22 protein-coding genes and 1 rRNA gene are annotated in these 23,799 nt (G+C 65.6%); 20 read left to right on the top strand and 3 right to left on the bottom strand.

The features are described 5' to 3' along the window. Positions 1-58: 58 nt before the first annotated feature. Positions 59-445, bottom strand: a complete 387-nt coding sequence (locus CH283_RS14750) for a DUF1844 domain-containing protein (protein WP_068050975.1) — start codon at positions 443-445, stop codon at positions 59-61. 382 nt (positions 446-827) lie between these two features. On the opposite strand from CH283_RS14750, the gene infC reads away from it, so the two are divergent. The 17 genes from infC to CH283_RS14665 all read left to right on the top strand — a co-directional run bounded on the left by infC (position 828) and on the right by CH283_RS14665 (position 19,571). Beyond that, positions 828-1,568, top strand: coding sequence for a translation initiation factor IF-3 (gene infC / locus CH283_RS14745; RefSeq protein ID WP_045199680.1), 741 nt, complete (start codon positions 828-830; stop codon positions 1,566-1,568). A gap of 116 nt (positions 1,569-1,684) precedes the next feature. Then, positions 1,685-1,879 (top strand): 50S ribosomal protein L35, encoded by a 195-nt coding sequence (rpmI, locus tag CH283_RS14740; RefSeq protein ID WP_008715923.1) that lies wholly within the window; start codon positions 1,685-1,687, stop codon positions 1,877-1,879. Positions 1,880-1,965: 86 nt separating this feature from the next. Then, a complete protein-coding gene (rplT, locus tag CH283_RS14735) occupies positions 1,966-2,355 on the top strand; it encodes a 50S ribosomal protein L20 (protein WP_032378959.1) in 390 nt (129 codons plus the stop codon). Between the two features lie 38 nt (positions 2,356-2,393). Continuing rightward, positions 2,394-3,200, top strand: coding sequence for a TrmH family RNA methyltransferase (locus tag CH283_RS14730; protein ID WP_094640074.1), 807 nt, complete (start codon positions 2,394-2,396; stop codon positions 3,198-3,200). A gap of 73 nt (positions 3,201-3,273) precedes the next feature. Next, a complete protein-coding gene (gene pheS, locus CH283_RS14725; protein ID WP_068283211.1) occupies positions 3,274-4,341 on the top strand; it encodes a phenylalanine--tRNA ligase subunit alpha in 1,068 nt (355 codons plus the stop codon). 56 nt (positions 4,342-4,397) lie between these two features. Beyond that, positions 4,398-6,884: a phenylalanine--tRNA ligase subunit beta gene (gene pheT / locus CH283_RS14720; RefSeq protein ID WP_094640073.1), complete on the top strand. Its 2,487-nt coding sequence runs from the start codon at positions 4,398-4,400 to the stop codon at positions 6,882-6,884. A gap of 113 nt (positions 6,885-6,997) precedes the next feature. Beyond that, positions 6,998-7,555 carry a hypothetical protein gene (locus CH283_RS14715; protein ID WP_068050959.1) on the top strand — a complete coding sequence of 186 codons (558 nt, stop codon included), beginning with the start codon at positions 6,998-7,000 and terminating at the stop codon, positions 7,553-7,555. A 52-nt stretch (positions 7,556-7,607) separates the two neighbouring features. After that, on the top strand, positions 7,608-8,663 hold the full coding sequence (argC, locus tag CH283_RS14710) for an N-acetyl-gamma-glutamyl-phosphate reductase (protein ID WP_094640072.1): 1,056 nt from the start codon (positions 7,608-7,610) through the stop codon (positions 8,661-8,663). Positions 8,664-8,695: 32 nt separating this feature from the next. Further along, entirely contained in the window at positions 8,696-9,898 is a 1,203-nt protein-coding gene (gene argJ / locus CH283_RS14705) for a bifunctional glutamate N-acetyltransferase/amino-acid acetyltransferase ArgJ (RefSeq protein ID WP_176460295.1), read from the top strand. Then, positions 9,895-10,809, top strand: a complete 915-nt coding sequence (gene argB / locus CH283_RS14700) for an acetylglutamate kinase (protein ID WP_094640070.1) — start codon at positions 9,895-9,897, stop codon at positions 10,807-10,809. The genes argJ and argB overlap by 4 nt, the downstream gene beginning before the upstream one ends. After that, positions 10,806-12,011: an acetylornithine transaminase gene (locus CH283_RS14695; protein WP_094640069.1), complete on the top strand. Its 1,206-nt coding sequence runs from the start codon at positions 10,806-10,808 to the stop codon at positions 12,009-12,011. The genes argB and CH283_RS14695 overlap by 4 nt, the downstream gene beginning before the upstream one ends. Continuing rightward, a complete protein-coding gene (gene argF / locus CH283_RS14690) occupies positions 12,008-12,943 on the top strand; it encodes an ornithine carbamoyltransferase (protein ID WP_094640068.1) in 936 nt (311 codons plus the stop codon). Before CH283_RS14695 ends, argF begins: the two co-directional genes overlap by 4 nt. Then, positions 12,940-13,455, top strand: coding sequence for an arginine repressor (locus CH283_RS14685; protein WP_037192611.1), 516 nt, complete (start codon positions 12,940-12,942; stop codon positions 13,453-13,455). Before argF ends, CH283_RS14685 begins: the two co-directional genes overlap by 4 nt. Positions 13,456-13,506: 51 nt before the next feature. Continuing rightward, complete coding sequence (locus CH283_RS14680) at positions 13,507-14,706, top strand: argininosuccinate synthase (RefSeq protein ID WP_094640067.1); 1,200 nt, start codon at positions 13,507-13,509, stop codon at positions 14,704-14,706. Further along, positions 14,703-16,151 (top strand): argininosuccinate lyase, encoded by a 1,449-nt coding sequence (gene argH, locus CH283_RS14675; RefSeq protein ID WP_094640066.1) that lies wholly within the window; start codon positions 14,703-14,705, stop codon positions 16,149-16,151. Before CH283_RS14680 ends, argH begins: the two co-directional genes overlap by 4 nt. A gap of 109 nt (positions 16,152-16,260) precedes the next feature. Next, a complete protein-coding gene (locus CH283_RS14670) occupies positions 16,261-19,278 on the top strand; it encodes an AMP-binding protein (RefSeq protein WP_094640379.1) in 3,018 nt (1,005 codons plus the stop codon). An 86-nt stretch (positions 19,279-19,364) separates the two neighbouring features. After that, a complete protein-coding gene (locus CH283_RS14665; RefSeq protein WP_094640065.1) occupies positions 19,365-19,571 on the top strand; it encodes a Trm112 family protein in 207 nt (68 codons plus the stop codon). A 29-nt stretch (positions 19,572-19,600) separates the two neighbouring features. Here CH283_RS14665 and CH283_RS14660 read toward each other — a convergent pair whose 3' ends face one another. Further along, on the bottom strand, positions 19,601-20,356 hold the full coding sequence (locus CH283_RS14660; RefSeq protein ID WP_094640064.1) for an ABC transporter permease: 756 nt from the start codon (positions 20,354-20,356) through the stop codon (positions 19,601-19,603). Then, on the bottom strand, positions 20,353-21,084 hold the full coding sequence (locus CH283_RS14655; RefSeq protein WP_094640063.1) for an ABC transporter ATP-binding protein: 732 nt from the start codon (positions 21,082-21,084) through the stop codon (positions 20,353-20,355). The genes CH283_RS14660 and CH283_RS14655 overlap by 4 nt, the downstream gene beginning before the upstream one ends. An 80-nt stretch (positions 21,085-21,164) precedes the next feature. Between CH283_RS14655 and CH283_RS14650 the strand changes: the two genes are divergently transcribed. From CH283_RS14650 to CH283_RS14640, 3 genes are all read left to right on the top strand, one after another. After that, entirely contained in the window at positions 21,165-21,809 is a 645-nt protein-coding gene (locus CH283_RS14650; RefSeq protein ID WP_094640378.1) for a DNA-3-methyladenine glycosylase, read from the top strand. A gap of 38 nt (positions 21,810-21,847) precedes the next feature. After that, entirely contained in the window at positions 21,848-23,122 is a 1,275-nt protein-coding gene (tyrS, locus tag CH283_RS14645) for a tyrosine--tRNA ligase (RefSeq protein ID WP_094640062.1), read from the top strand. Between the two features lie 582 nt (positions 23,123-23,704). Continuing rightward, positions 23,705-23,799: ribosomal RNA gene (locus CH283_RS14640) — 16S ribosomal RNA — on the top strand; the annotation flags it as partial.

The following is a 23,799-nucleotide window of genomic DNA, read 5'->3' as shown; positions in this document are numbered from 1 at the left end:
ATCCGTTGACTACCGGATGCGGCTTCGTGCGTCGGTCTCGACTTGGCTGGTGTTCTGCTCAGTGCACCGGACCGGTGTACTTCTCGCCGGGGCCCTTTCCCGGCTCGTCCGGATGGGCCGACGCTTCCCGGAATGCGCGCTGCAGGGCCTGCAGGCCGTCGCGAATGGGTCCGGCATGGGGGCCGAGGTATTCCACCGACGCGGTGACCAGGCCGGCCAAGGCGGTGATGACGCGGCGTGCCTCGTCGAGGTCGAGGTATGGGCTCTCCGCGGGATCCGGCTCGGACAGTCCCAACTTCTCGGCTGCGGAACTCATCAGCATCACCGCAGCGCGGCTGATGACCTCGACCGCGGGGACTTCGGCGAGTTCACGGACTTCGGGCTCGGTGCCGACGGGGTCGGCACCCGCGGGATCGCCATCGGCGGGAGTGGGGGCGCTGGTCATGCCTACGAGAATCCCACGCCGGCTGCAGCGGGGACAATCGGGTGCCGACGCTGTCGGGGACGATCGAGCTCGATTGTCGGTTTCTCGAATCGGCTGGTAGTGTGACTCGACGACCGTCTTCGGCGTGCGCTCCTCGATGGAGTTCACCGCACGGAGGCAGCAAGTGGAGCCCGACTCCCACCGGCACGTAGCCTTCAACAAGCTACTTCCCGGTCCGGTCGCACGAAGGAAGTCCTCACCGGCCTCCTGCGTGCTTCCTCCCAGTGAGGAGACTGTACGGCGACAGTTGTCGTGCGGGTCGACCGGTCGACATCGGGCCCTGCTATCGGATCACACCGAAAGCAGGGTTTTTTCGTTGCAGCGGTTCACATCGCTGCGGGGAATGTCGAGGATCGACGGCGACGGGCTGTGCCAGTGGCAGGCGGTCGGGTTGCACACCACACCGCACTACCTAGGAGGCCCCATCAGCACTGAGACCCGCATCAACGATCGCATCCGAGTTCCCGAGGTCCGGCTTGTCGGACCGGGTGGTGAACAGGTGGGGATCGTGCGTGTTGAAGATGCACTCCGCTTGGCTCTCGAAGCCGACCTCGATCTTGTAGAAGTAGCTCCCGACGCACGTCCGCCGGTCTGCAAGATCATGGACTACGGGAAGTTCAAGTACGAGGCTGCGCAGAAGGCGCGCGAATCGCGCAAGAACCAGACGCTCACCGTCATCAAGGAGCAGAAGCTCCGTCCCAAGATCGACGCGCACGACTACGAGACGAAGAAGCGCAACGTCGTTCGCTTCCTCGAAGCCGGCTCGAAGGTCAAGGTCACCATCATGTTCCGCGGTCGCGAGCAGTCGCGTCCCGAGCTCGGCTTCCGTCTGCTGCAGCGCCTGGGCGCGGACGTCGCGGAGCTCGGCTTCGTGGAGACCTCGGCCAAGCAGGACGGCCGCAACATGACGATGGTGTTGGCACCGCACAAGGGTGCCAAGACTCGCGTCAAGGCACAGGAGAGCGCAGCGGCACCGCCCGCGCAGCGCGCACCGGCCCCCGCGCCGGAACAGCCCGCCGATGCAGCCCCGGCTGCCGAAGCACCGGCCGCAGCAGCTCCGGCTACTCCGGCGCAGACCAACTGAGCCTCGCGCTCTACCAGTAAGACAGCCCTACACCTGCTTCGGTACACAGCTGGTCCGTAGCGATGTACGGCTGTGCCATGCAACACCGAAGAGCTATTACAGAAGAAGAGGATTTCATGCCCAAGCAGAAGACCCACAGTGGTGCCAAGAAGCGATTCAAGGTGTCCGGCAGCGGCAAGATCCTGCGCCAGAAGGCCGGCCGTCGCCACCTGCTCGAGCACAAGCCCACCAAGGTGACTCGTCGCCTCGATGGTGTCGCCGTTGTCAAGAAGGCCGACGTGCCGCGGATCAAGCGCCTGCTCGGCATCTGATTCGGCCCGCCGCCGACTGATTTCGGTCGGCTTCATCCCATTACCATTCGGGGTTTCACACACCCCCAGATCGACAGGATTCACCAGTGGCACGCGTAAAAAGGGCCGTCAACGCCCAGAAGAAGCGCCGTTCGATTCTCGAAGCGTCCAAGGGCTACCGCGGACAGCGCTCACGTCTGTACACCAAGGCCAAGGAGCAGCAGCTCCACTCGCTGACCTATGCGTACCGGGACCGCCGCGCGCGCAAGGGTGACTTCCGCAAGCTGTGGATCACGCGTATCAACGCTGCAGCTCGCGCCAACGACATCACGTACAACCGCTTCGTCCAGGGCCTCAAGGCCGCAGGCGTCGAGGTCGACCGCAAGATCCTCGCCGAGCTCGCTGTGTCGGATGCTGCGGCGTTCGCAAGCCTGGTCGCCATCGCCAAGGCCGCGCTGCCTGCCGATGTCAACGCTCCGGCCGGAGAAGCAGCCTGAGCGAGTCGACGTACGACGACTCAACACCGAAACGGCCCGTGGATTCGCTGACCGAGCGAACTCCGCGGGTCGTTTCGGCCGTCAAGCTCGCTCGAGCCGCAGAACGCAAGAAGACCGGGCTCTTTCTGGCCGAAGGCTTCAATGCGGTGTCCGAGGCGGCCCGGTCCCGGTTGGTTCGTGAGCTGTTCTTCACCGCGGATGCTCTCGAGCGCCACCATGACCTCATCACGTCCATCGAGGCGGGTGGCGCACGAGTTCACCCGATCACCGACCGTGCTGCGAAGGCATTGTCCGACACGGTCACTCCGCAGGGCTTGATCGCAGTCACCGAATTGATCGACGTCCCGATCGACCGTGCGTTGGCCGGAACACCGCGGCTGGTGGCCGTACCGGTGGAGACGGCCGAGCCGGGCAATGCCGGGACTGTGATTCGCGTCGCCGACGCGGCAGGAGCGGATTCGGTCGTTCTGCTGGGCGATTCGGTGGATCCCCACAACGGCAAATGCGTCCGCGCCTCGGCGGGCAGCGTGTTCCATCTGCCCATCGCTCGGGAGCGATCGATCGAGTCCGGGATCGACGCGTTGCGCAGGGCGGGTCTGACCATCGTCGCGACGGCCGCCGATGGCGAAGTGGACTTGGACGACGCGGACGAGCTGCTCACGCAACCGACCGCGTGGTTGTTCGGCAACGAGGCACACGGACTCTCGGAGTCCGTGACGCGCGACGCCGATCACCGCATTCGAATCCCTATCCACGGCCGCGCCGAGAGCCTCAACCTGGCGACCGCCGCGGCGATCTGCCTGTACGCGAGTGCCAGGGCGCAGCGACGCTCCGAAACCCCGTGAGCAGGTCTCACCTAGGATCGATACCTGTCTGTTCTGAGCAGACACCTACTATTACTCGAGGAGTGCAGCTGTCGTGGCGAAGAAAGATGGCGGACCCGAGCCGGTAGATCCGTCCGTTCTCGAGGAGTCCGCGCTCGGATCCGCAGTGGACTCGGCCGAGCAGGCGTTCGCCGACGCGTCGGACCTCGATGCTCTGACCAAGGTCAAGATCGATCACGTGGGCGGCAAGGCTCCGTTGGCACTGGCGCAGCGCGCGCTCGGTGCGATCCCGGGGGACCAGAAGGCGGACGCGGGCAAACGCGTCAAGGCAGCGCGTGATCGAGTGCAGAAGGCCTTCGACGAGCGACGCGCCGTGCTGTCGGCCGAGCGTGACGCCGCCATCCTGGTCGCAGAAACCATCGACGTGACACTGCCGACCGACCGAGCTCCCGTCGGTGCCCGGCACCCGATCACGATCATCGCCGAACAGGTTGCCGACGTGTTCGTCGGAATGGGCTGGGAGGTCGAAGAAGGCCCCGAGGTAGAGACCGAACACTTCAATTTCGACGCGCTGAACTTCCTGCCCGACCACCCGGCACGCACGATGCAGGACACGTTCCACATCGCGCCGGAGGGTTCGCGTCAGGTTCTGCGCACTCATACCTCCCCGGTGCAGGTTCGGTCGATGCTCTCGCGTGAGGTTCCGATCTACGTCGTCTGCCCGGGACGGACGTTCCGCACGGACGAACTCGACACGACGCACACTCCGGTCTTCCATCAGGTCGAGGGTCTTGCGATCGACAAGGGCCTGACCATGGCGCACCTGCGCGGCACACTGGATGCGTTCGCGAAGGCGTTGTTCGGCAACGACACCCGTACACGCATGCGCCCCAACTACTTTCCGTTCACCGAGCCGTCGGCCGAGGTCGACGTGTGGTTCCCGAAGAAGAAGGGCGGGGCCGGTTGGGTCGAGTGGGGTGGCTGCGGAATGGTCAACCCGAAGGTGCTGCAGGCCAGCGGCATCGATCCCGAGGTCTACACCGGATTCGCGTTCGGAATGGGTCTCGAGCGGACGCTCCAGTTCCGCAACGACATCCCGGACATGCGCGACATCGTCGAGGGCGACATCAGGTTCACTTTGCCCTTCGGTGTTCAGGCCTGACGGACGTTCTTCACCCGCCCCACTTCTTCTCGGATACAAGAAAGAGCTGAGCACACGTGCGAGTCCCACAATCCTGGCTGACCGAGGTCCTGCACGCGGGGACGCCCGACTGGGCCGTCTCGCCCGAGGAGCTCGACGCCGGTTTCGTGCGGGTCGGGTTCGAGGTCGAGGAACTCGATTCGCTGGACAACGTGACCGGACCACTCGTGGTCGGTCGGGTCAGTTCCATCGAGGAGCTGACCGAGTTCAAGAAACCGATTCGCTTCTGCCTGGTGGACGTCGGAGCAGCCGAGCCACAGGAAATCGTGTGCGGGGCCAGGAACTTCGCCGAGGGTGACCTGATCGTGGCCGCGCTGCCGGGCAGCGTCCTGCCCGGGGGATTCGCCATCGCGTCGCGCAAGACCTACGGCCGCAACTCCAACGGCATGATCTGCTCGACGCTCGAACTCGGGTTGGGTAAGGATCACTCCGGAATTCTGGTGCTGCCCGAGGGCACGGCCGCTCCGGGTGACGACGCCAAAGCCGTTCTCGGTCTGCTGGACTCGGTCATCGAGCTCAACGTGACCCCGGATCGCGGCTACGCCTTCTCGGTCCGCGGCCTCGCCCGCGAACTGGCCTGCAGTTTCGATCTTCCGTTCGTGGATCCGGCGCGCACGGTCCCCACCGAGGTCACCGGTGACGCCTGGTCGGTCAGCGTCGAACCGAACTCGGGCGCATCGCGATTCGCGTTGCGCAAGATCGTCGGCATCGATCCGACGGCGACGACGCCCTGGTGGATGCAGCGTCGACTTCTGCTGGCAGGCGTACGCCCGATCTCGGCGGCCGTCGATGTCACCAACTACGTGCTCCACGAACTCGGCCAGCCGCTGCACGCATTCGACGCGGCCAAGCTCGACGGCGATCTGGTCGTCCGCCGCGCGAACGCGGGGGAGAAGCTGACCACGCTGGACGGCGTCGAGCGTTCTCTCGATGCCGAGGACGTCGTCATCGCCGACGGCTCGGGAGCGATTTCGTTGGCCGGTGTCATGGGCGGCGCGTCCACCGAAGTCGACGACTCGACCACCGAGGTCGTGCTCGAAGCGGCATCGTTCGATCCGCTCGCGGTGTTCCGCACCGGTCGTCGCCACAAGCTCTCCAGCGAGGCCAGCAAGCGTTTCGAGCGGACCGTGGATTCGGCTCTGCCTGTCGCAGCACTCGATCGGGCCGCACAGTTGTTGGTCGAGATCGCCGGCGGCCGGATCGAGCCCGTGTTGACCGATATCGGCGAGGCAGCCGAATATCCCACGGTCACGATGGACTTCGACCTGCCGGACCGAATCGCCGGAGTGCAGTACCCCAATGGAACCGCTGCCCGACGGTTGACGCAGATCGGTTGCGGAGTCGAGGTATCGGTCGACGACGCCGGACACGGCCAGCTCATCGTCACCCCGCCGTCCTGGCGACCGGATCTGGTGCAGCGCGCCGACCTGGTGGAAGAGGTGCTGCGGCTCGAAGGGCTCGAACAGATCCCGTCGGTACTGCCGTCGGCCCCGGGCGGTCGTGGCCTCACTGCCGAACAGAAGCGCAGGCGTGCCGTCGGCAAGGCACTCGCGTTCTCCGGGTACGTCGAGGTGTTGCCTCCGGTGTTCCTGCCCAAGGGCGTGTTCGACACGTGGGGTCTCGACGCGGACGACCCACGGCGCGCAACCACCTCGGTGCTCAATCCACTCGAGGCCGACCGTCCCGAGCTCGCGACCACTGTGCTTCCCGGTTTGCTCGAGATGCTGAGCCGGAACATCGCGCGCGGTCAGCGAGACGTCTCGCTGTTCGGCATTGCTCAGGTGGTGCTCCGACACGATGCCACCGCAGCTGTGGACGCGTTGCCGGTCGACCGTCGTCCCACCGACGACCAGATCGCCATGCTTCGTGGTTCGTTGCCGGCGCAGCCGGTGCACGTGGGCATGGTGCTGACCGGTCAGCGTGAGTTGTCGGGTCCGTGGGGTCCCGGCCGCGCGGCAGAGGCCGCCGATGCGTTCGCTGCGGTACGTACGGTTGCCGAGGCGTCCGGAGTGCACGTCGATCTTCGGGCGGCGCAGCACCTTCCGTGGCATCCGGGTCGGTGCGCGGAGGTCCTGCTCGACGGTGAGGTCGTCGGATACGCGGGCGAGCTGCATCCGGCCGTGCTCGAGCGGGCGGGCCTGCCGCCGCGTACGTGTGCCGTCGAGTTGAGTTTGAGCGCTCTTCCCGTCGTCGAGTCGCTCCCTGCCCCCGAGGTGTCGCCGTATCCGGCGGTGCTGCAGGACGTGGCCGTGGTGGTCGACGCGTCCGTACCTGCGGCGTCGGTGGAAGCCGCGCTCACGATCGGCGGGGGCGACCTGCTCGAGTCGATCCGGCTGTTCGACGTCTACGAGGGCGAACAGGTCGGCGAGGGTCGCAAGTCGCTGGCATTCGCGCTGCGGTTCCGAGGTGCAGACGGCACCTTGACCGAGGATCAGGCAACGGCTGCACGCGATGCGGCGGTCGACGCGGCATCGAAGGCCGTCGGCGCGCAGCTGCGCAGTTGAACCAGCGCAGTTGCGCAGTTGAACAAGCGCAGTTGCGCAGTCGATCCGTGCACACCCGGGCTCCGGTGTCCGTAGCGTGGAGTCACGAGTACGACGGGTGACGGGAGCAGCGCATGAGTGAATTCGGAACAGACGGTGCGGCGACGGATCTTCAGGTGATCGAGGAGATCCTGGCTGCAGTGGCCGGTCGGTCCCGGTTGGCCCCGGTGGCGGCAGCCGCATCGGCGCTGGCGGTCGAGTTGCGCAATGCTGAGCCCGAATCCACTGGACCCGATCGCGGTGCACCACCCGGGACGGTTCCCGACGTCGACGTTCCGCAGGTGACCAAGCCGCGGATCGACCAGCCGCTCGGTGATCCACCGCCGGGGGCTCCGCTCGGCGGCACGGTTCCGGGGATAATCGATGCGGAGCTGGTCGAGGACCAGCCCGTCGGTAGCGGATACGGTGCCGGTGCGGTGAGCGCGCCGATCGGTGACTTCACCGATTCGGGGGTGCCCACGTGGGACGGTGTACGCGACAAGGTCGAACAGCGATCGGGCACAGCCGTCGGCGCGGAGGAACTGGACCGAGAGTCCAGGGCGGGCCGTGACCTCGACGAGCAGTGGAACGAGCGGCAGGACGCCGGCCGAAAGAAGCTCGACGAGATCCGCAGGTCCATGGGCGGACGCTGACACACCGGACCCGTTCATGAATGAGCTTGCATGATGCTGCATAATAAACCGCATGACTATTTCGGAGGCCACGCCGAGGCGCATCGCGGTGGCGGGCGCAAGTGGGTACGCCGGCGGCGAGATTCTTCGATTGCTGCTCGGGCACCCGGGAGTGCGCGACGGTTCGTTGGTCATCGGCACGCTGACCGCGGGCGGCAATGCCGGTGCGACGCTGGGTGAATTCCATCCCCATCTGTTGCCTCTCGCAGACCGCGTTCTCGCGCCGACCACCGTCGACGAGCTCGCGGGTCACGATGTCGTGTTCCTGGGGCTCCCGCACGGCAAGTCCGCCGAACTCGCGCTGCAGCTGCCCGAGTCCGTGGTGATCATCGACTGCGGGGCCGACTTCCGCCTCACCGACGGTGCGGCCTGGGAGAAGTACTACAAGAGTCCCCATGCGGGCAGTTGGCCGTACGGATTGCCGGAGTTGCCGGGCTGCCGTGAGCGATTGGTCGGTGCCACTCGCATCGCGGTTCCCGGGTGTTACCCGACGGTGTCGTCTCTCGCGCTCGCACCTGCCGTCGCCGCAGGCATCATCGAGCCCCGCGTCAATATCGTTGCCGTCAGCGGTAGTTCGGGTGCCGGCCGAGCTCCGAAGGCCGATCTTCTCGGTTCGGAGGTGATGGGTTCGGTTCGGGCGTACGCGGTTGCGGGCGCGCACCGCCATACTCCCGAGATCGTGCAGAACCTCTCGGCGCTCGCCGGTAGCGCTGTTGCAGTGTCCTTCACGCCGGTTCTCGCACCGATGCCTCGCGGAATCCTGGCCACCTGCACCGCGATCACCACCGCCACGCAGGCGCAGGCCGTCGAGGTCTACGAGAAGGCATATGCCGCAGAGCCGTTCGTGCACGTGCTTCCAGCCGGTCGCCTTCCGCAGACCGGTTCGGTCATCGGGTCGAACGCCGTGCAGATGAGCGTGTCGGTCGATGCGGACGCCGGCTTGCTCGTCGTGATCGCCGCCATCGACAACCTGGCCAAGGGCACGGCAGGAGCCGCCGTCCAATCCATGAATCTTGCACTGGGAATCACCGAGACCGATGGTCTCTCTACCGTAGGAGTAGCACCATGAGCAGCGTCGGGAGCCAGGCGGAGGCCGTCGGCATGGTGGCGGGCAAGCTCGTGCGCACGCAGGGTGTCACCTGTCCTGCGGGTTTCCGCGCTGCCGGTATTCCGGCCGGAATCAAGGCGAGTGGCAAGTCCGATCTTGCCTTGGTGTTCAACGAGGGTCCCGATTTCGCTGCGGCGGGTGTGTTCACCCGCAACAAGGTCAAGGCTGCGCCGGTGTTGTGGTCGCAGCAGGTGCTCTCCACCGGACGGCTGCGCGCGGTGATTCTCAATTCCGGTGGTGCCAATGCCTGCACGGGTGCGCCGGGCTTTCAGGACTCGCACCGTACAGCCGAGGAAGTGGCCTCCGCACTGAGCAATTGGGGTTCCGAGACCGGAGCGATCGAGGTCGCCGTGTGCTCGACGGGTCTCATCGGTGACCGGCTCCCGATGGACAAGCTGCTGCCCGGCGTGACCGAGGTGGTGCACGAACTCGCGGGCGGGATTTCGGGTGGCACCGATGCGGCGTACGCGATCATGACCACCGACACCGTGCCCAAGCAGGCGGCCGTTCATCATGCCGACAAATGGAACGTCGGCGGTATGGCCAAGGGGGCAGGCATGCTCGCACCGTCGTTGGCCACGATGCTCAGCGTCATCACCACCGATGCCGTCGCCACCGCGGACCAGTTGGACAAGGCACTGCGCGCGGCGACTCGAATGTCCTACGACCGGCTCGACGTCGACGGCGCGTCCTCGACGAACGACACCGTGCTGCTGCTCTCGTCCGGGGCCAGCGGAGTGGCACCGTCTCAGGAAGAACTCGACGCCGCGGTCCTGGCGGTGTGCGACGACCTGGCCGACCAGATGATGGCCGACGCGGAGGGCGTGACCAAGCGGGTGCGGATCACCGTGTCGGGCGCGATGAGCGAGGACGACGCCCTGATCGGCGCTCGCGCGGTCGCCAGGGACTCCCTGACCAAGACGGCCCTCTTCGGGTCGGATCCCAACTGGGGCCGGGTGCTCGCGGCAATCGGTATCGCCCCGATCGAGCTCGATCCGGATCGAATTGCCGTGTCCTTCAACGGAAATCCGGTCTGTATCGACGGCGTGGGAGCGCCGGGAGCTCGGCAGGTCGATCTGTCCGGTGTCGACATCTCGGTGACCATAGATCTCGGTCTCGGCGCAGGGTCTGCCACCATTCGAACCACCGATCTCTCGCACGCGTACGTCGAAGAGAATTCGGCGTACTCGTCATGACCTCGGCCGCACTGCAGTTGACGGCCGCGCAGAAGGCCTTCACGCTCGCCGAGGCTCTGCCCTGGCTGCAGCGATTCTCGGGCAAGGTCGTCGTCGTGAAGTACGGCGGAAATGCCATGATCGACGAGAATCTGAAGCGGGCGTTCGCGGCCGACATGGTGTTTCTGCGCACCGTCGGAATCCATCCGGTCGTCGTTCACGGCGGCGGGCCGCAGATCTCGGCCATGCTGACCAGACTCGGCCTGGCCGGTGAATTTCGCGGCGGATTCCGCGTCACCACCCCCGAGGTCATGGACGTCGCGCGGATGGTGCTGTTCGGTCAGGTCGGGCGCGAGCTCGTCGGCCTGATCAACGGTCACGGTCCGTACGCCGTCGGAATTTCCGGTGAGGATGCGCACCTGTTCACCGCGACGCGTCGCACCGTGCTGGTCGACGGCACCGAGACCGACATCGGTCTCGTCGGCGACGTCACGTCGGTTGATCCTGCCGCGGTCTTCGATCTCATTGCCGCAGGACGTATTCCGGTGGTGTCCACCATCGCGCCCGACCGCGACGGCGTCGTCCACAACATCAACGCCGACACTGCGGCAGCGGCGCTCGCCAGTGCCCTCGGTGCCGAGAAGATGGTGGTGCTCACCGATGTCGAAGGCCTGTACACGGATTGGCCCGATCGCAGCTCGTTGACCTCCGAGATCGACGCGTCCACGCTCGAGGCGTTGCTGCCCTCACTCGACGCCGGGATGGTGCCGAAGATGGAAGCGTGCCTGCGGGCGGTTCGAGCCGGTGTTCCGTCGGCTCATGTCATCGACGGTCGCGTCGAACATTCCGTGCTGGTGGAGCTGTTCACCGGTGAGGGAATCGGCACCATGGTCACCCCCGATCACACTTCCACGTCAGGAGCCACGCCATGACCGGCACCGAGTCCACCCTCGATCTGCAACAGCGGTGGTCGAATTCGTTGATGGACAACTACGGTGTTCCGCGCGTGGGGCTCGTCCGCGGCGAGGGCGCGGTGGTGACCGACGCCGACGGAAAGCAGTATCTGGACCTGCTCGCGGGTATCGCCGTGAACATCCTCGGACATGCCCATCCGGCGGTGATCGAGGCGGTTACCACTCAGCTGTCCACCCTCGGGCACACTTCGAATCTGTATGCGACAGAACCCGGTATCGCGTTGGCCGAGCAATTGCTCGCGCAGCTCGGTGCCGGGGCCACCGGTCGGGTGTTCCTGTGCAACTCGGGAACCGAGGCCAACGAGGCGGCGTTCAAGATCGCTCGCCTGACCGGCCGTCCCAACATCGTGGCGGCGGAGAAGTCGTTTCACGGACGGACGATGGGTGCTCTCGCGCTGACCGGTCAGCCGGACAAGCGGATCCCGTTCGAGCCGATGCCTGCCGGCGTGCACCACGTTCCGTACGGCGATGTGGCCGCGCTCGAAGCCGCTGTCGATTCCGACACTGCCGCAGTGTTTCTCGAACCCATCATGGGTGAGGGAGGCGTGGTGGTTCCGCCCGAGGGATATCTTCTCGCCGCCCGTGAGATCACCGCGAAGCACGGTGCACTGCTGGTCCTGGACGAGGTGCAGACCGGTATCGGCCGAACGGGTTGGTTCTACGCTCACCAGTCGGTCGGCATCGTGCCCGACGTCATCACGCTCGCCAAGGGTCTGGGCGGCGGCCTGCCCATCGGGGCCTGCATCGGCATCGGAGCGGCGGGGGAGTTGCTGCATCCGGGCAAGCACGGCACCACGTTCGGTGGTAACCCCGTATGCGCGGCGGCGGCTCTGGCCGTGCTGCGCACCATCGCCGACGAGGACCTGCTCTCGCACGCCGACAGCATCGGCAAGACCATCGCACACTCCATCGAGAATCTGGATCACCCTCTGGTGAGCCATGTTCGGGGTTCGGGCCTTCTCCTCGGCGTGGTCCTCACCGCCGCCGTCGCACCGGCGGCCGAAGCCGCCGCGCGCGAGGCGGGCTTCCTCCTCAACGCGGCCCAGCCCGACGTGCTTCGGCTCGCACCACCGTTGATCATCACCGAAGAGCAAGCCGCGTCGTTCGTGACGGCGTTACCGGCAATTCTCGACGCAGCACAGGAGGCTCATCAGCCATGACCGTTCAGCATTTCCTCCGGGACGACGACATCACGCCCGCGCAGCAGGGTGAAATCCTTGCTCTGGCAGCCGAACTCAAGCGTGCCCCGTTCTCGAAGCGTCCGCTCGAGGGCCCCAAGGGGGTCGGCGTCATTTTCGAGAAGAACTCGACACGGACCCGCTTCTCGTTCGAGATGGGCATCGCGCAGTTGGGTGGTCATGCCGTGGTGGTGACGGGCCGCGACACCCAGCTGGGGCGTGAGGAGACGCTGCAGGACACGGGGCGGGTTCTCTCGCGCTACGTCGAGGCGGTCGTGTGGCGCACGTTCGGGCAGAAGCGGCTCGAGCAAATGGCGACCGGCGCAACGATTCCGATCGTCAACGCCCTCTCCAACGAGTTCCACCCGTGCCAGGTTCTGGCGGATCTGCAGACCCTGATCGAGCACAAGGGAAATCTGCAGGGGCGCACCTTGGCCTACTTCGGTGACGGTGCCAACAACATGGCGCACTCGCTGCTCATCGGCGGAGTGACGGCCGGGCTGAACGTGCGGATCGCTGCGCCCAAGGAATTTGCGCCGCTCGGCTACGTTCTCGACGCGGCGCATGCGCGCGCCGAGGAAACCGGGGCCACCATCACCATCACCGAGGACCCGGTCGAGGCCGCGGCCGGTGCCGACGCGCTCGTCACCGACACCTGGACGTCGATGGGCCAGGAGAACGACGGTCTCGATCGCGTCGCACCGTTCCGGCCGTATCGAATCGATTCGGACCTGCTCTCGAAGGCCCAGTCGGACGCCGTCGTGCTGCACTGCCTACCCGCACATCGCGGCGAGGAGATCACCGACGAGGTGCTCGACGGCCCCCAGAGTGTTGTCTGGGACGAGGCCGAGAACCGCCTGCACGCGCAGAAGGCACTGCTTGTGTGGCTCCTCGAACAGGCCCGACGACCATGAGCGAAGACGTCACTGCGGTGCCGTTGACCGCGTCGACCCGCGCGGGCAGGCAGGCACGGATCATCGCGTTGCTGGCCACCCATCAGGTGCGCAGTCAACCGCAGCTGGCGTCGTTGCTCGCAGCCGAGGGGATCGACACCACTCAGGCCACCCTCTCGCGGGACCTCGAGGAACTGGGTGCCGTGAAACTGCGCGCGCCGGACGGTGGAGTGGGGGTGTACGTCGTGCCCGAGGACGGCAGCCCGGTCCGGGGAGTGTCCGGCGGCACCGACCGACTCCTGAAGTTGCTGGGGGAGTTGTTGGTGTCCACCGATCACAGTGGGAACCAGGCCGTCCTTCGCACGCCACCGGGCGCGGCGCACTACCTGGCCAGCGCTCTGGACCGTGCTGCGATGCCGGAGATCGTCGGGACCATCGCCGGTGACGACACGATTCTGTTGATCGCCCGCGAGCCACACACCGGTGGCGAGGTCGCGGACAAGATCGAAAAGCTTGCTCGACGCGGTAACTGAGATCCGGTTACCCATCATGCGCATCAAGAACAACGAAGGAGCTTGAACACCATGGCCGAACGCGTCATCCTCGCCTACTCCGGCGGACTCGACACCTCCGTCGCCATCAGCTGGATCGGCAGGGAGACCGGCAAGGAGGTCGTTGCCGTCGCCATCGATCTGGGGCAGGGCGGCGAGGACATGGACGTCGTGCGCCAACGCGCACTCGATTGCGGCGCAGTCGAATCCGTCGTCGTCGATGCCAGGAACGAGTTCGCCGACGAGTACTGCCTGCCGACCGTGCAGTCCAACGCGCTGTACATGGATCGGTATCCCCTCGTGTCGGCGATCAGTCGTCCGCTCATCGTCAAGCACCTCGTGGAGAACGCGCGGGCGCACGGCGGAACCGTTGTCGCACACGGGTGCACGGGCAAGGGCAACGACCAGGTTCGCTTCGAGGTCGGCTTCAACACCCTCGCCCCCGAGCTCGAGGTGTTGGCACCGGTTCGCGACTACGCGTGGACGCGCGAGAAGGCGATCAAGTTCGCCGAGGAGAACGACATCCCGATCAACGTGACCACCAAGTCGCCGTTCTCTATCGACCAGAACGTCTGGGGACGCGCGGTGGAGACCGGCTTCCTCGAAGACCTGTGGAACGCGCCGACCAAGGACGTCTACGACTACACCGAGGATCCGACGGTCAACTTCCAGGCTCCGGACGAACTGATCGTCTCGTTCGACAAGGGTCGCCCGGTCGCGATCGACGGTCGCCCGGTCTCGGTGCTCGAAGCGATCCAGGAGCTCAACACTCGTGCGGGAGCGCAGGGTGTCGGCCGGTTGGACGTGGTCGAGGATCGGCTCGTCGGCATCAAGAGTCGTGAGATCTACGAGGCACCCGGTGCCATGGTGCTCATCCGCGCCCACGAGGAGCTCGAGCACGTGACCCTCGAGCGCGAACTCGGTCGCTACAAGCGCCACACCGACCAGAAGTGGGCCGAGCTGGTGTACGACGGCCTGTGGTATTCCCCGCTCAAGGGTGCTCTCGACACGTTCGTGGAGCACACGCAGGAGCACGTCTCCGGCGATATTCGCCTGGTTCTGCACGCGGGCGGGATCATCGTCAACGGACGCCGCAGTGGCGAGTCGCTGTACGACTTCAATCTCGCCACCTACGACGAGGGCGACACGTTCGACCAGTCCGCGGCCAAGGGATTCGTTCAGCTGCACGGATTGTCGTCGAAGATCGCCGCGAAGCGGGACCTGGGCCTGTGACGAATTCTGAGACCTCGCACGGAACCAACGAAGGCTCGCTCTGGGGCGGCAGATTCGCATCGGGGCCGGCCGCCGCCATGGCAGCGTTGAGCAAGTCGACGCACTTCGACTGGGTCCTCGCGCCGTACGACATCCGCGCATCCATGGCGCACGCCCGCGTACTGAACGGCGCCGGACTGCTCACCCCGCAGGACCTCGAGACCATGCTCGACGGTTTGCAACGACTCGCCGACGATGTCGCGTCGGGCGCGTTCGTGGCAGCCGAATCGGACGAGGACGTGCACGGCGCTCTCGAACGCGGGTTGATCGACCGGGTCGGACCCGAGGTCGGTGGCCGGCTGCGCGCGGGCCGGTCGCGTAACGATCAGGTGGCCACGCTGTTCCGCATGTGGCTGCGCGACGCCGTCCGCCGGGTGTCGGTCGGCGTTCTCGACGTGGTCGACGCGTTGGCCACCCAGGCAGCGGCGCATCCGACGGCCGTCATGCCGGGCAAGACGCATTCGCAGGCCGCGCAGCCGGTGTTGCTGGCGCATCATCTGCTCGCGCACACCCATCCGTTGTTGCGTGATGTGCAGCGCTTCGCAGATTTCGACACGCGAGCAGCGGTGTCGCCGTACGGTTCCGGTGCTCTCGCCGGTTCGTCGCTGGGTCTGAGTCCGGAGAAGATCGCAGCCGAGCTCGGGTTCGACTCGTCCGCCGAGAACTCGATCGACGCCACGTCCTCGCGCGACTTCGCCGCCGAGGCGGCTTTCGTATTGGCGATGACGGCGGTCGATCTGTCGCGATTCGCGGAGGAGGTCATCTCGTGGAGCACTCCCGAGTACGGCTACGTCACGCTGGCCGACGCGTGGTCGACCGGCAGCTCGATCATGCCGCAGAAGAAGAATCCGGACGTCGCGGAGTTGACCCGCGGAAAGACCGGCCGATTGATCGGTAATCTGACCGGCCTGCTGGCCACGCTCAAGGCACAGCCTTTGGCGTACAACCGTGATCTCCAGGAAGACAAGGAGCCGGTGTTCGATTCGGTGGCGCAACTCGAGCTGTTGCTGCCTGCGCTCACCGGATTGACGGCGACGCTCGAGTTCCACACCGAACGGATGGCGGAGCTGGCACCGGCCGGGTTCACGCTCGCCACCGATATCGCCGAATGGATGGTGCGGCAGGGGATTGCGTTCCGCGTTGCTCACGAGGCTGCAGGAGCCTGTGTCCGGGCGGCCGAGGCGCGCGGCGTCGGGCTGGCGGATCTGACCGACGAGGAGCTGGCCGCGATCGATTCGTCCCTCACTCCGGCCGTTCGTGAGGTGCTCACGGTGGAGGGTTCCATCTCGTCGCGGGATGCGCGCGGTGGCACGGCGGCCGTGCAGGTCGCGCATCAGCTCGGGGGAGTGCGGACGACTGCCGCGACCCTGCGTGCATGGGCCGAGGAACCGGTGTTGCGGCACTGAGTGCGCAATCGATATCCGTGCCGGTTTCCGCGAGTGTGATGTGAGAAGCTTTCGTCACGCGAAGACCGATGCCGGTCGTTCCGTCGGGGCCGAACGCAGGAGTGTATTTGTGGGACTGAATGCAGACGCCGTACGTGGTCCACTGCGCCGTGCCATCGCCACGGCGCAGAACGGTCTCGAGGTCATCCGACTCGGTGGTCTCGAGACCGAGGTGGATCCGTCGCCGTTTCGGGTGATGGACCGCGAGCCGATGTATCGGCTTCGGCGGTACTTCCCCGACGATGTGCCCGCCGACAGTCCTCCGGTGGTGCTCATTCCGCCGATGATGGTCTCCGCCGACGTCTACGACGTCACGACCGACCAGGGCGCCGCCGGAATCCTGCACGGCATGGGGCTCGATCCGTGGGTGGTCGACTTCGGTTCGCCCGATACCGAAGAGGGCGGATGGGGGCGCACGCTCGCCGATCACGTCGTGGCGATCAGTGAGGTCGTCGACAAGGTGCACGAGCACACCGGTCGCGACGTCCACCTGGGTGGCTACTCTCAGGGCGGCATGTTCTGCTACCAGGCAGCCGCCTATCGCGGTGGCCGAAATCTGGCCAGCCTCATCACGTTCGGAGCTCCGGTCGACACTCTCGCCGGTCTGCCTCTCGGGATTCCGGCCGGCGTGGCCACGCGGGGAGCGGAGTTCCTGGCCGACCATGTGTTCACCCGGCTCGCTGTATCGGGGTGGATGGCGCGGACTGGATTTCAGCTACTCGATCCGGCGAAGACCGTGCGATCGCGAGTGGATTTTCTGCGTCAGTTGCACGATCGTGAGGCACTGTTGCCGCGCGAGCCGCAGCGTCGCTTTCTGGCGATGGACGGGTGGGTGGCGTGGTCGGGCCCGGCTGTTGCGGAGTTGTTGAAGCAGTTCGTCGTCCACAACCGCATGATGACCGGCGGGTTCGTCATCAAGGACAGATTGTTGACTCTGGCCGAGCTCACAGTGCCGGTGCTCGCCTTCGTCGGCGAAGTCGACGACATCGGGCAACCGTTGGCCGTGCGCGGCATTCAGCGTGCAGCCCCGCGCGCCCGGGTCTTCGAAACCACTTTGCGTGCAGGCCATTTCGGTCTGGTTGTCGGAAGTACCGCGGCTGCACAGACCTGGCCGACGACGGGAAACTGGATTCGGTGGCGTGAGGACCTCGGACCGAAGCCGGAGGCGGTCCGCGTGATGGAGCGCGAAGGCCACGGCGATTCCGAGAGCGGTGTGTCGATCACCAATCGCCTGATCCACACCGCTGCCTCCATCGCCGAGGTGGGCGTCGGTGTCGGCCGCGGGCTGGCATCGGCGGCGACCGGCGCGGTGCGTGGTACTCGCGAGATCTCCTCCGAGGCCGTGCGCACGTTGCCGAGGCTCGCCCGCCTCGGGCAGATGCAGCCGCACAGTCGAGTCTCGTTGGGCCGCTTGATCGCCGAGCAGGGACGTAAGTCTCCGAACGGCGAGTGCTTCCTGTTCGACGACCGAGTGCACACCTACGACGCGGTCAACGTGCGCATCGACAACGTGGTGCGTGGACTGATCAGTGTCGGGGTGCGACCCGCGTCGCGCATCGGTGTGTTGATGGAGACTCGTCCCAGCGCATTGGCCGCGATGGCGGCGCTCTCGCGGATCGGGGCAGTACCTGTTCTGTTGCAGCCGGGCAGCGACCTGACCGCAGCGCTGCGGACCGTCGACGTCGACACGGTGATCGCCGATCCGGAGAATGCTGCGGCGGCGGTCCCGGTGGCCCCGAACGTCCTGGTGCTCGGCGGTGGTGAGACGCGGCAACTCGACATCCCGGCAGGCTACGAGGTGGTCGATCTCGAGGCCATCGATCCCGACGCGGTGCGTCTGCCTCAGTGGTACGAGCCGGATCCCGGTCGTGCCCGCGAACTGGCGATGATTCTGTTCACGACCACTGATCGCGGTCTCGAACCGAGATACATCACCAATCATCGCTGGGCGTTGTCTGCGTTCGGTACCGCGACGACGGCCGCGCTCGGACCCGGCGATACCGTCTATTGCCTTGCCCCGCTGCACCATTCGGCCGGTATTCTCGTCACGATCGGTGGCGCGCTCGCGGGCGGGTCACGCATCGCGCTCTCCCGTGGTCTCGAGCCCGAGCGGTTCAGCGAAGAGGTGTACCGCTACGGCGTCACGGTCGTGAGCTACACCTGGACGATGATGCGGCAGATTCTCGACGACGGCCGGTTCCCGGTCGACTCCGGCCACCCGGTGCGCCTGTTCATCGGCTCCGGTATGCCGGTGGGGCTGTGGCGTCGCACGCTGGCGCGGTTCAGCCCGGCTCGAGTGCTCGAGTTCTACGCATCCACCGAGAACGACGTGATCCTGGCCAATGTGGCCGGCTCGAAGATCGGTTCCAAGGGTCGTCCGCTGCCCGGCAGCGCACGGGTTGCGCTGGCGGCCTACGACCCCATCACCGGCCGCCTCGAAGAGGACGACGACGGTTTCGTCCGGCAGTGCCGCGACGACGAGATCGGCCTGCTCCTCGGCCGACCGAGCGGAGACGGCGAAGCGACCAGTCACGTCATGCGCGGAGTGTTCGAGCCCACGGACGCCTGGATCCCCACCGAGAACCTGTTCCGTCGCGATTCCGACGGCGATTATTGGCTCGTCGACCGCAAGGACACCGTGGTGCGTTCGGCGTGCGGTCCGGTGTACACCCAGCCGATCGTCGACGCGGTAGGTGACCTGGATCAGGTCGATTCGGCCGTGGTCTACGGAGTGCGGGTGACATCCGATCGGCCACGATCGGTGCGCGTCGAGGCGTCGGCCACCGAGGTCGCCGTCTGCGCCATCTCGCTGCAACCGGAGGCGGTGATCACCGCTCGTGCATTGACGGACGCACTCGGAGTGCTGCTCCCGGCCGAGCGTCCGGCGATCGTGCACGTGGTGCCCGAGATTCCGGTGGGACGCGCGTACCGACCGACCGCGACGGCGTTCAAGAAGGTCGGCATTCCGACGCCGAGTGCGCGTTCGTGGTTCTACGACTCCGCGTCGAACAGCTACCGTCGATTGACGAAAGCTGTTGTGGCCGAACGGTTCGTCGGGCGCGAGGCCGCGGCCGAAAAATCGTCGTAGGAACGAGTCGGCACGGAAGAAAACGGGTTCGGTAGCGTAAGCGAGTACACCACTCCGGTTCGACCGGAGCAGAGCAAAGGACACCTGTGGCAATCGATTCGACACTGCTTTCCATACTCGCGTGCCCGGTGGACAAGGGCCCGCTGCTGTTGATCGAAGGGGAACTGCTCTACAACCCGCGACTGCGGCGTGCATATCCGATCGAGAACGGCATCCCGGTGTTGCTGGCCGACGACGCCCGCGATATCGACGACGCCGAGCACGAGTCGATCCTGGCGCGCGCCACGTCCTAGAACTCTCGGCCGCGCACTGGGTTAGTCGACTACTGGGTTCGTCGGCGCAATGTCGCGGCGGCTCCGCTGAGCGCGGCGACGGTGAACGCCGTGACCACGGCGATGTCGGTCCACATGCGCCCGGTGACTCCGGGGTACCTGGATATCTCCTGGAGCGCGTCGACCAGGTAGCTCAGCGGCAGGACATCGCTGATCGTGCTCAGCCAGTTCGGCATCTGGTCGCGCGGCACCAGGAGTCCGCAGAGAAACAGCTGTGGAATCACGACCACCGGCATGAACTGGACGGCTTGGAACTCGGTGCGAGCGAATGCGCTGCACAGCAGTCCGATGGCCACGCCGAGCATCGCTCCCAGGACTGCGATCACCAGTACCCACCCTACCGAGCCCTCGATGTCGAGCCCGAGAAATCCGAACGCGACGGTGCATGCGAGTACCGCCTGTCCGATGGCGGCCAGTGAGAACGCGGACCCGTAGCTCGCGAGCAGATCCAGTTTGGACATCGGAGTCGTCAGCAGGCGTTCGAGCGTTCCCGAGGAGCGTTCACGCTGCATCGAGATCGACGTGATCAGGAACATGACGACGAACGGCAGGATGCCGAGCATCGTGATGGCGATCCGATCGAACAACGACTGCTGATCAGGCGGGGTCGGCACATCTCGGTACAGGAAGTAGAGCAACACCATCAGCAGGGACGGAACGAGCAGCACCATGGCCACCGATCGATGGTCTGCTCGTAGCTGTCGCAGTATGCGGCCCGTGCCGGCTGCGTAGATACGCGCGTTCACGATGTCTCCTCGGTAGATCTGATGAGGGACAGGAATGCGCGATCGAGGGTCGTTTCGTTCGTGCGCGCGAGTAGCGCGTCCGGGCTCGAGTGGGCGAGAACGGTGCCGTCGCGCATCAGAACGAGACGGCTGCAGTGCTCCGCCTCTTCCATCACGTGGCTCGAGACCAGCACCGTTGTGCCGCTTGCCGCGATATCGGCGAAACGCGACCACAGCTCCGAGCGCAGCACGGGATCCAAGCCGACCGTCGGTTCGTCGAGGACGATCAGCTGGGGTTCGGCAACCAGCGCGCTGGCCAGGGAGACCCGCCCCAGTTGGCCGCCGGAGAGTTCGCCCGCCCGTGACGACGCGTGGTCGGCCAGCCCGACCGATGCGATGGCGGATGCCACGTCCGCGCGCCGGCGACCGTACAGCGACCCGAAGTACTGCACGTTCTCGCGAACGGTGAGATCTCGGTAGACGCTCGGTGCCTGGGTCACGTACCCGACGGTGCGGCGCAACGGTGCCGAGCCGGCCGGCGATCCGAGTACTGTCACGGTTCCGCTGCTGACGATCTGAGTGCCGACGATCGATCGCATCAAAGTCGTCTTACCGCAGCCCGATGGACCGAGAAGTCCGGTGATGACACCACGGGGGATTGTCAGGGACAGATTGTTCAGCACCGTTCGCTTGCCGCGGCGAACCGTCAGCCCTGTGATCTCGACGGCGTGTTCACAGGTGAACGCCATAGCGGCCTCCAGACTTGTCGGATGTCGAAGTCATAGCCCCGTCGGCGCACGGTGGTCAAGGGCGAAGCATCATGGGATCGATGAATGTCGCTGAATTGGAGATCGGGGAACCCGACGCCGCAGCCCGACGCATCCTCGGCGGAACCGTCACCGTGGGCGACGTGTCGGTGCGCATCGTGGAAGTCGAGGCCTACGGTGGTCCGCTCGATGGTCCATGGCCGGATCCGGCCGCGCATTCCTTCCGGGGCCCAACCCCTCGTGACCAGGTGATGTTCGGTCCTGCGGGGCGTCTGTACGTCTACCTGAGCTACGGAATGCATCTTTGTGTGAACGTGAGCTGCGGCCCGGACGGTACCGCCGCTGCGGTGTTGCTTCGAGCGGGTGAAGTGGTGGCCGGTCACCATATCGTCGAGACCAGGCGCGCGGGCCGCGGTCCACGCTCCGCGCGGGTCGAGGCCGGTTGGGCCCGCGGGCCCGGAAATCTCGGTCGAGCCCTTGGCGTCTCGCTGGCGGACAACGGATCGGACGTGTTCGACGCGTCGTCGGCCGTCACCCTCGAATTACTCGAGCGCCCGTTGAACGAGAAGGCGGTTGCATCCGGCCGACGGGTAGGGGTGAGTTCGGAAGCCGATCGTCTGTGGCGCTTCTGGGTGATCGGGTCGCAGGCGGTGTCGAGCTACAAACGCAGTCCCCGCGCCGCCGCTCCCGGTGGCTCGGAGGCCTGACCGACGCCTGGATGCGTCCATACGGGAGGATCGACGTCGTGAGTGAGAACATCATCGACGAAATGACCTGGCGTGGACTGATCGCACAGTCCACCGATGTGGACGCGCTGAAGAAGGCTACGTCCGAGGGCCCGATCACGCTGTACTCCGGTTTCGATCCGACAGGTCCCTCGCTGCACGCAGGGCACCTCGTGCCGTTGCTGGCGCTCAAGCGTTTCCAGCGGGCCGGCCATCGCCCGATCATCCTCGCCGGTGGTGCGACGGGACTCATCGGTGACCCTCGCGATGTAGGGGAGCGCACCATGAATTCCCCCGAGGTCGTCACCGAGTGGGCCTCGCGTATCCGTGGTCAGCTCGAACGGTTCGTCGACCTGGACGAGAGCCCGACGGGTGCAGTGGTGGTGAACAATCTGTCCTGGACGGGGGAGCTGTCCGCGATCGATTTCCTTCGCGACATCGGTAAGCACTTCTCGATCAACGTCATGCTTGCTCGCGAGACGGTGAAGAACAGGCTCGAGAGCGACGGAATGTCGTACACCGAGTTCAGCTACATGCTGTTGCAGGCGAACGACTACGTGCAGCTCCGCAGGCAATACGGCTGCAGTCTTCAGATCGGCGGCTCCGACCAGTGGGGAAACATCATCGCCGGGGTGGAGCTGAACCGGCGCCAGGACGCCGAGTCGGTGCACGCCATGACGGTTCCGCTGGTCACCTCCGCCGACGGCAAGAAATTCGGCAAATCCACCGGAGGCGGCAGCCTGTGGCTCGACCCGGAGATGACGAGCCCGTACGCCTGGTACCAGTACTTCGTGAACACCGGTGACGCAGACGTGGTGAAGTACCTGCGCTGGTTCACCTTCCTGTCGAAGGACGAGTTGGCAGAACTCGAGACGGCGACCACCGAGCGTCCGCACGCGCGTGAGGCGCAGAAGCGCCTGGCCGCCGAGATGACCACGCTCGTCCACGGCGAAGCAGCGACTCGCTCGGTCGAACTGGCCAGCCAGGCGCTCTTCGGGCGGGCCGAACTGACCGAACTCGACGAGAAGACGCTCGCCGCCGCGCTACAGGAAGCGTCTGTGGCCGACATCGAGGCCGGTGCACCGAACACCATCGTCGATCTGCTCGTCGCTACGGGGTTGAGCGAGAGCAAGGGCGCTGCCCGACGCGCAGTCAAGGAGGGCGGCGCATCGGTCAACAACGTCAAGATTTCCGACGAAGAATGGACGCCCGGTGCGGACGATCTCCTGCACGGCCGGTGGTTGGTGGTCCGACGCGGAAAGCGGAACTTCGCAGGCGCCCGAATCGCGGACTGAGTTTTCAGTTGTAGTCAGTGGGCGGAGTCACATCCATGTAATTTGGTTACGACGCCCGTCAGGTGGGTAAGTGACCGGTTGCGACCAGGCCGTTCACGCGATTCACGCGTGAACGACCTGGGGATTTGACGCGTTGTTATCCGGGGCGTAACTTTGTCCAGGTCAGAGCGACACGGACGCCAGCCCAGACCGCAAGGCCTGAGCAACGCGGAGTTCGCTTCCGACACCATGAAGATGTCAAAGCCGAAAGGTTCGACTTCTTCACGGATGAGAAGCCAGTTTGACTGCGCTCGATCATCTGATCTAAGCTGGAACGGTTGCCCCGGACATCCACGAGCTTCAGCTCGAAGGTGAATGGTGTGCGCGTGTTCTTTGAGAACTCAACAGTGTGTCGATGAATGTCAGTGCCGAATGTTTTTGGCGCTCATGCCTTTTGGGGTGTGGGTGTGACATCTTCTTGCTTCATTCTTCCCGTCTGAGGTGAGAAGGTTTTGTTTGTTTTGCTAGTTGAGTTTTTTTGCTAGTGATTTGACTCTTTATGTTTATGACTGATTTGCAGTTTCGACTGTTGATCGAGAGTCTTTTACGGAGAGTTTGATCCTGGCTCAGGACGAACGCTGGCGGCGTGCTTAACACATGCAAGTCGAGCGGTAAGGCCTTTCGGGGTACACGAGCGG

It is taken from the genome of Rhodococcus sp. 05-2254-2, from assembly GCF_002259095.1.
Classification (GTDB): domain Bacteria; phylum Actinomycetota; class Actinomycetes; order Mycobacteriales; family Mycobacteriaceae; genus Rhodococcoides.
This window is presented reverse-complemented; position numbering and strand designations above follow the sequence as displayed.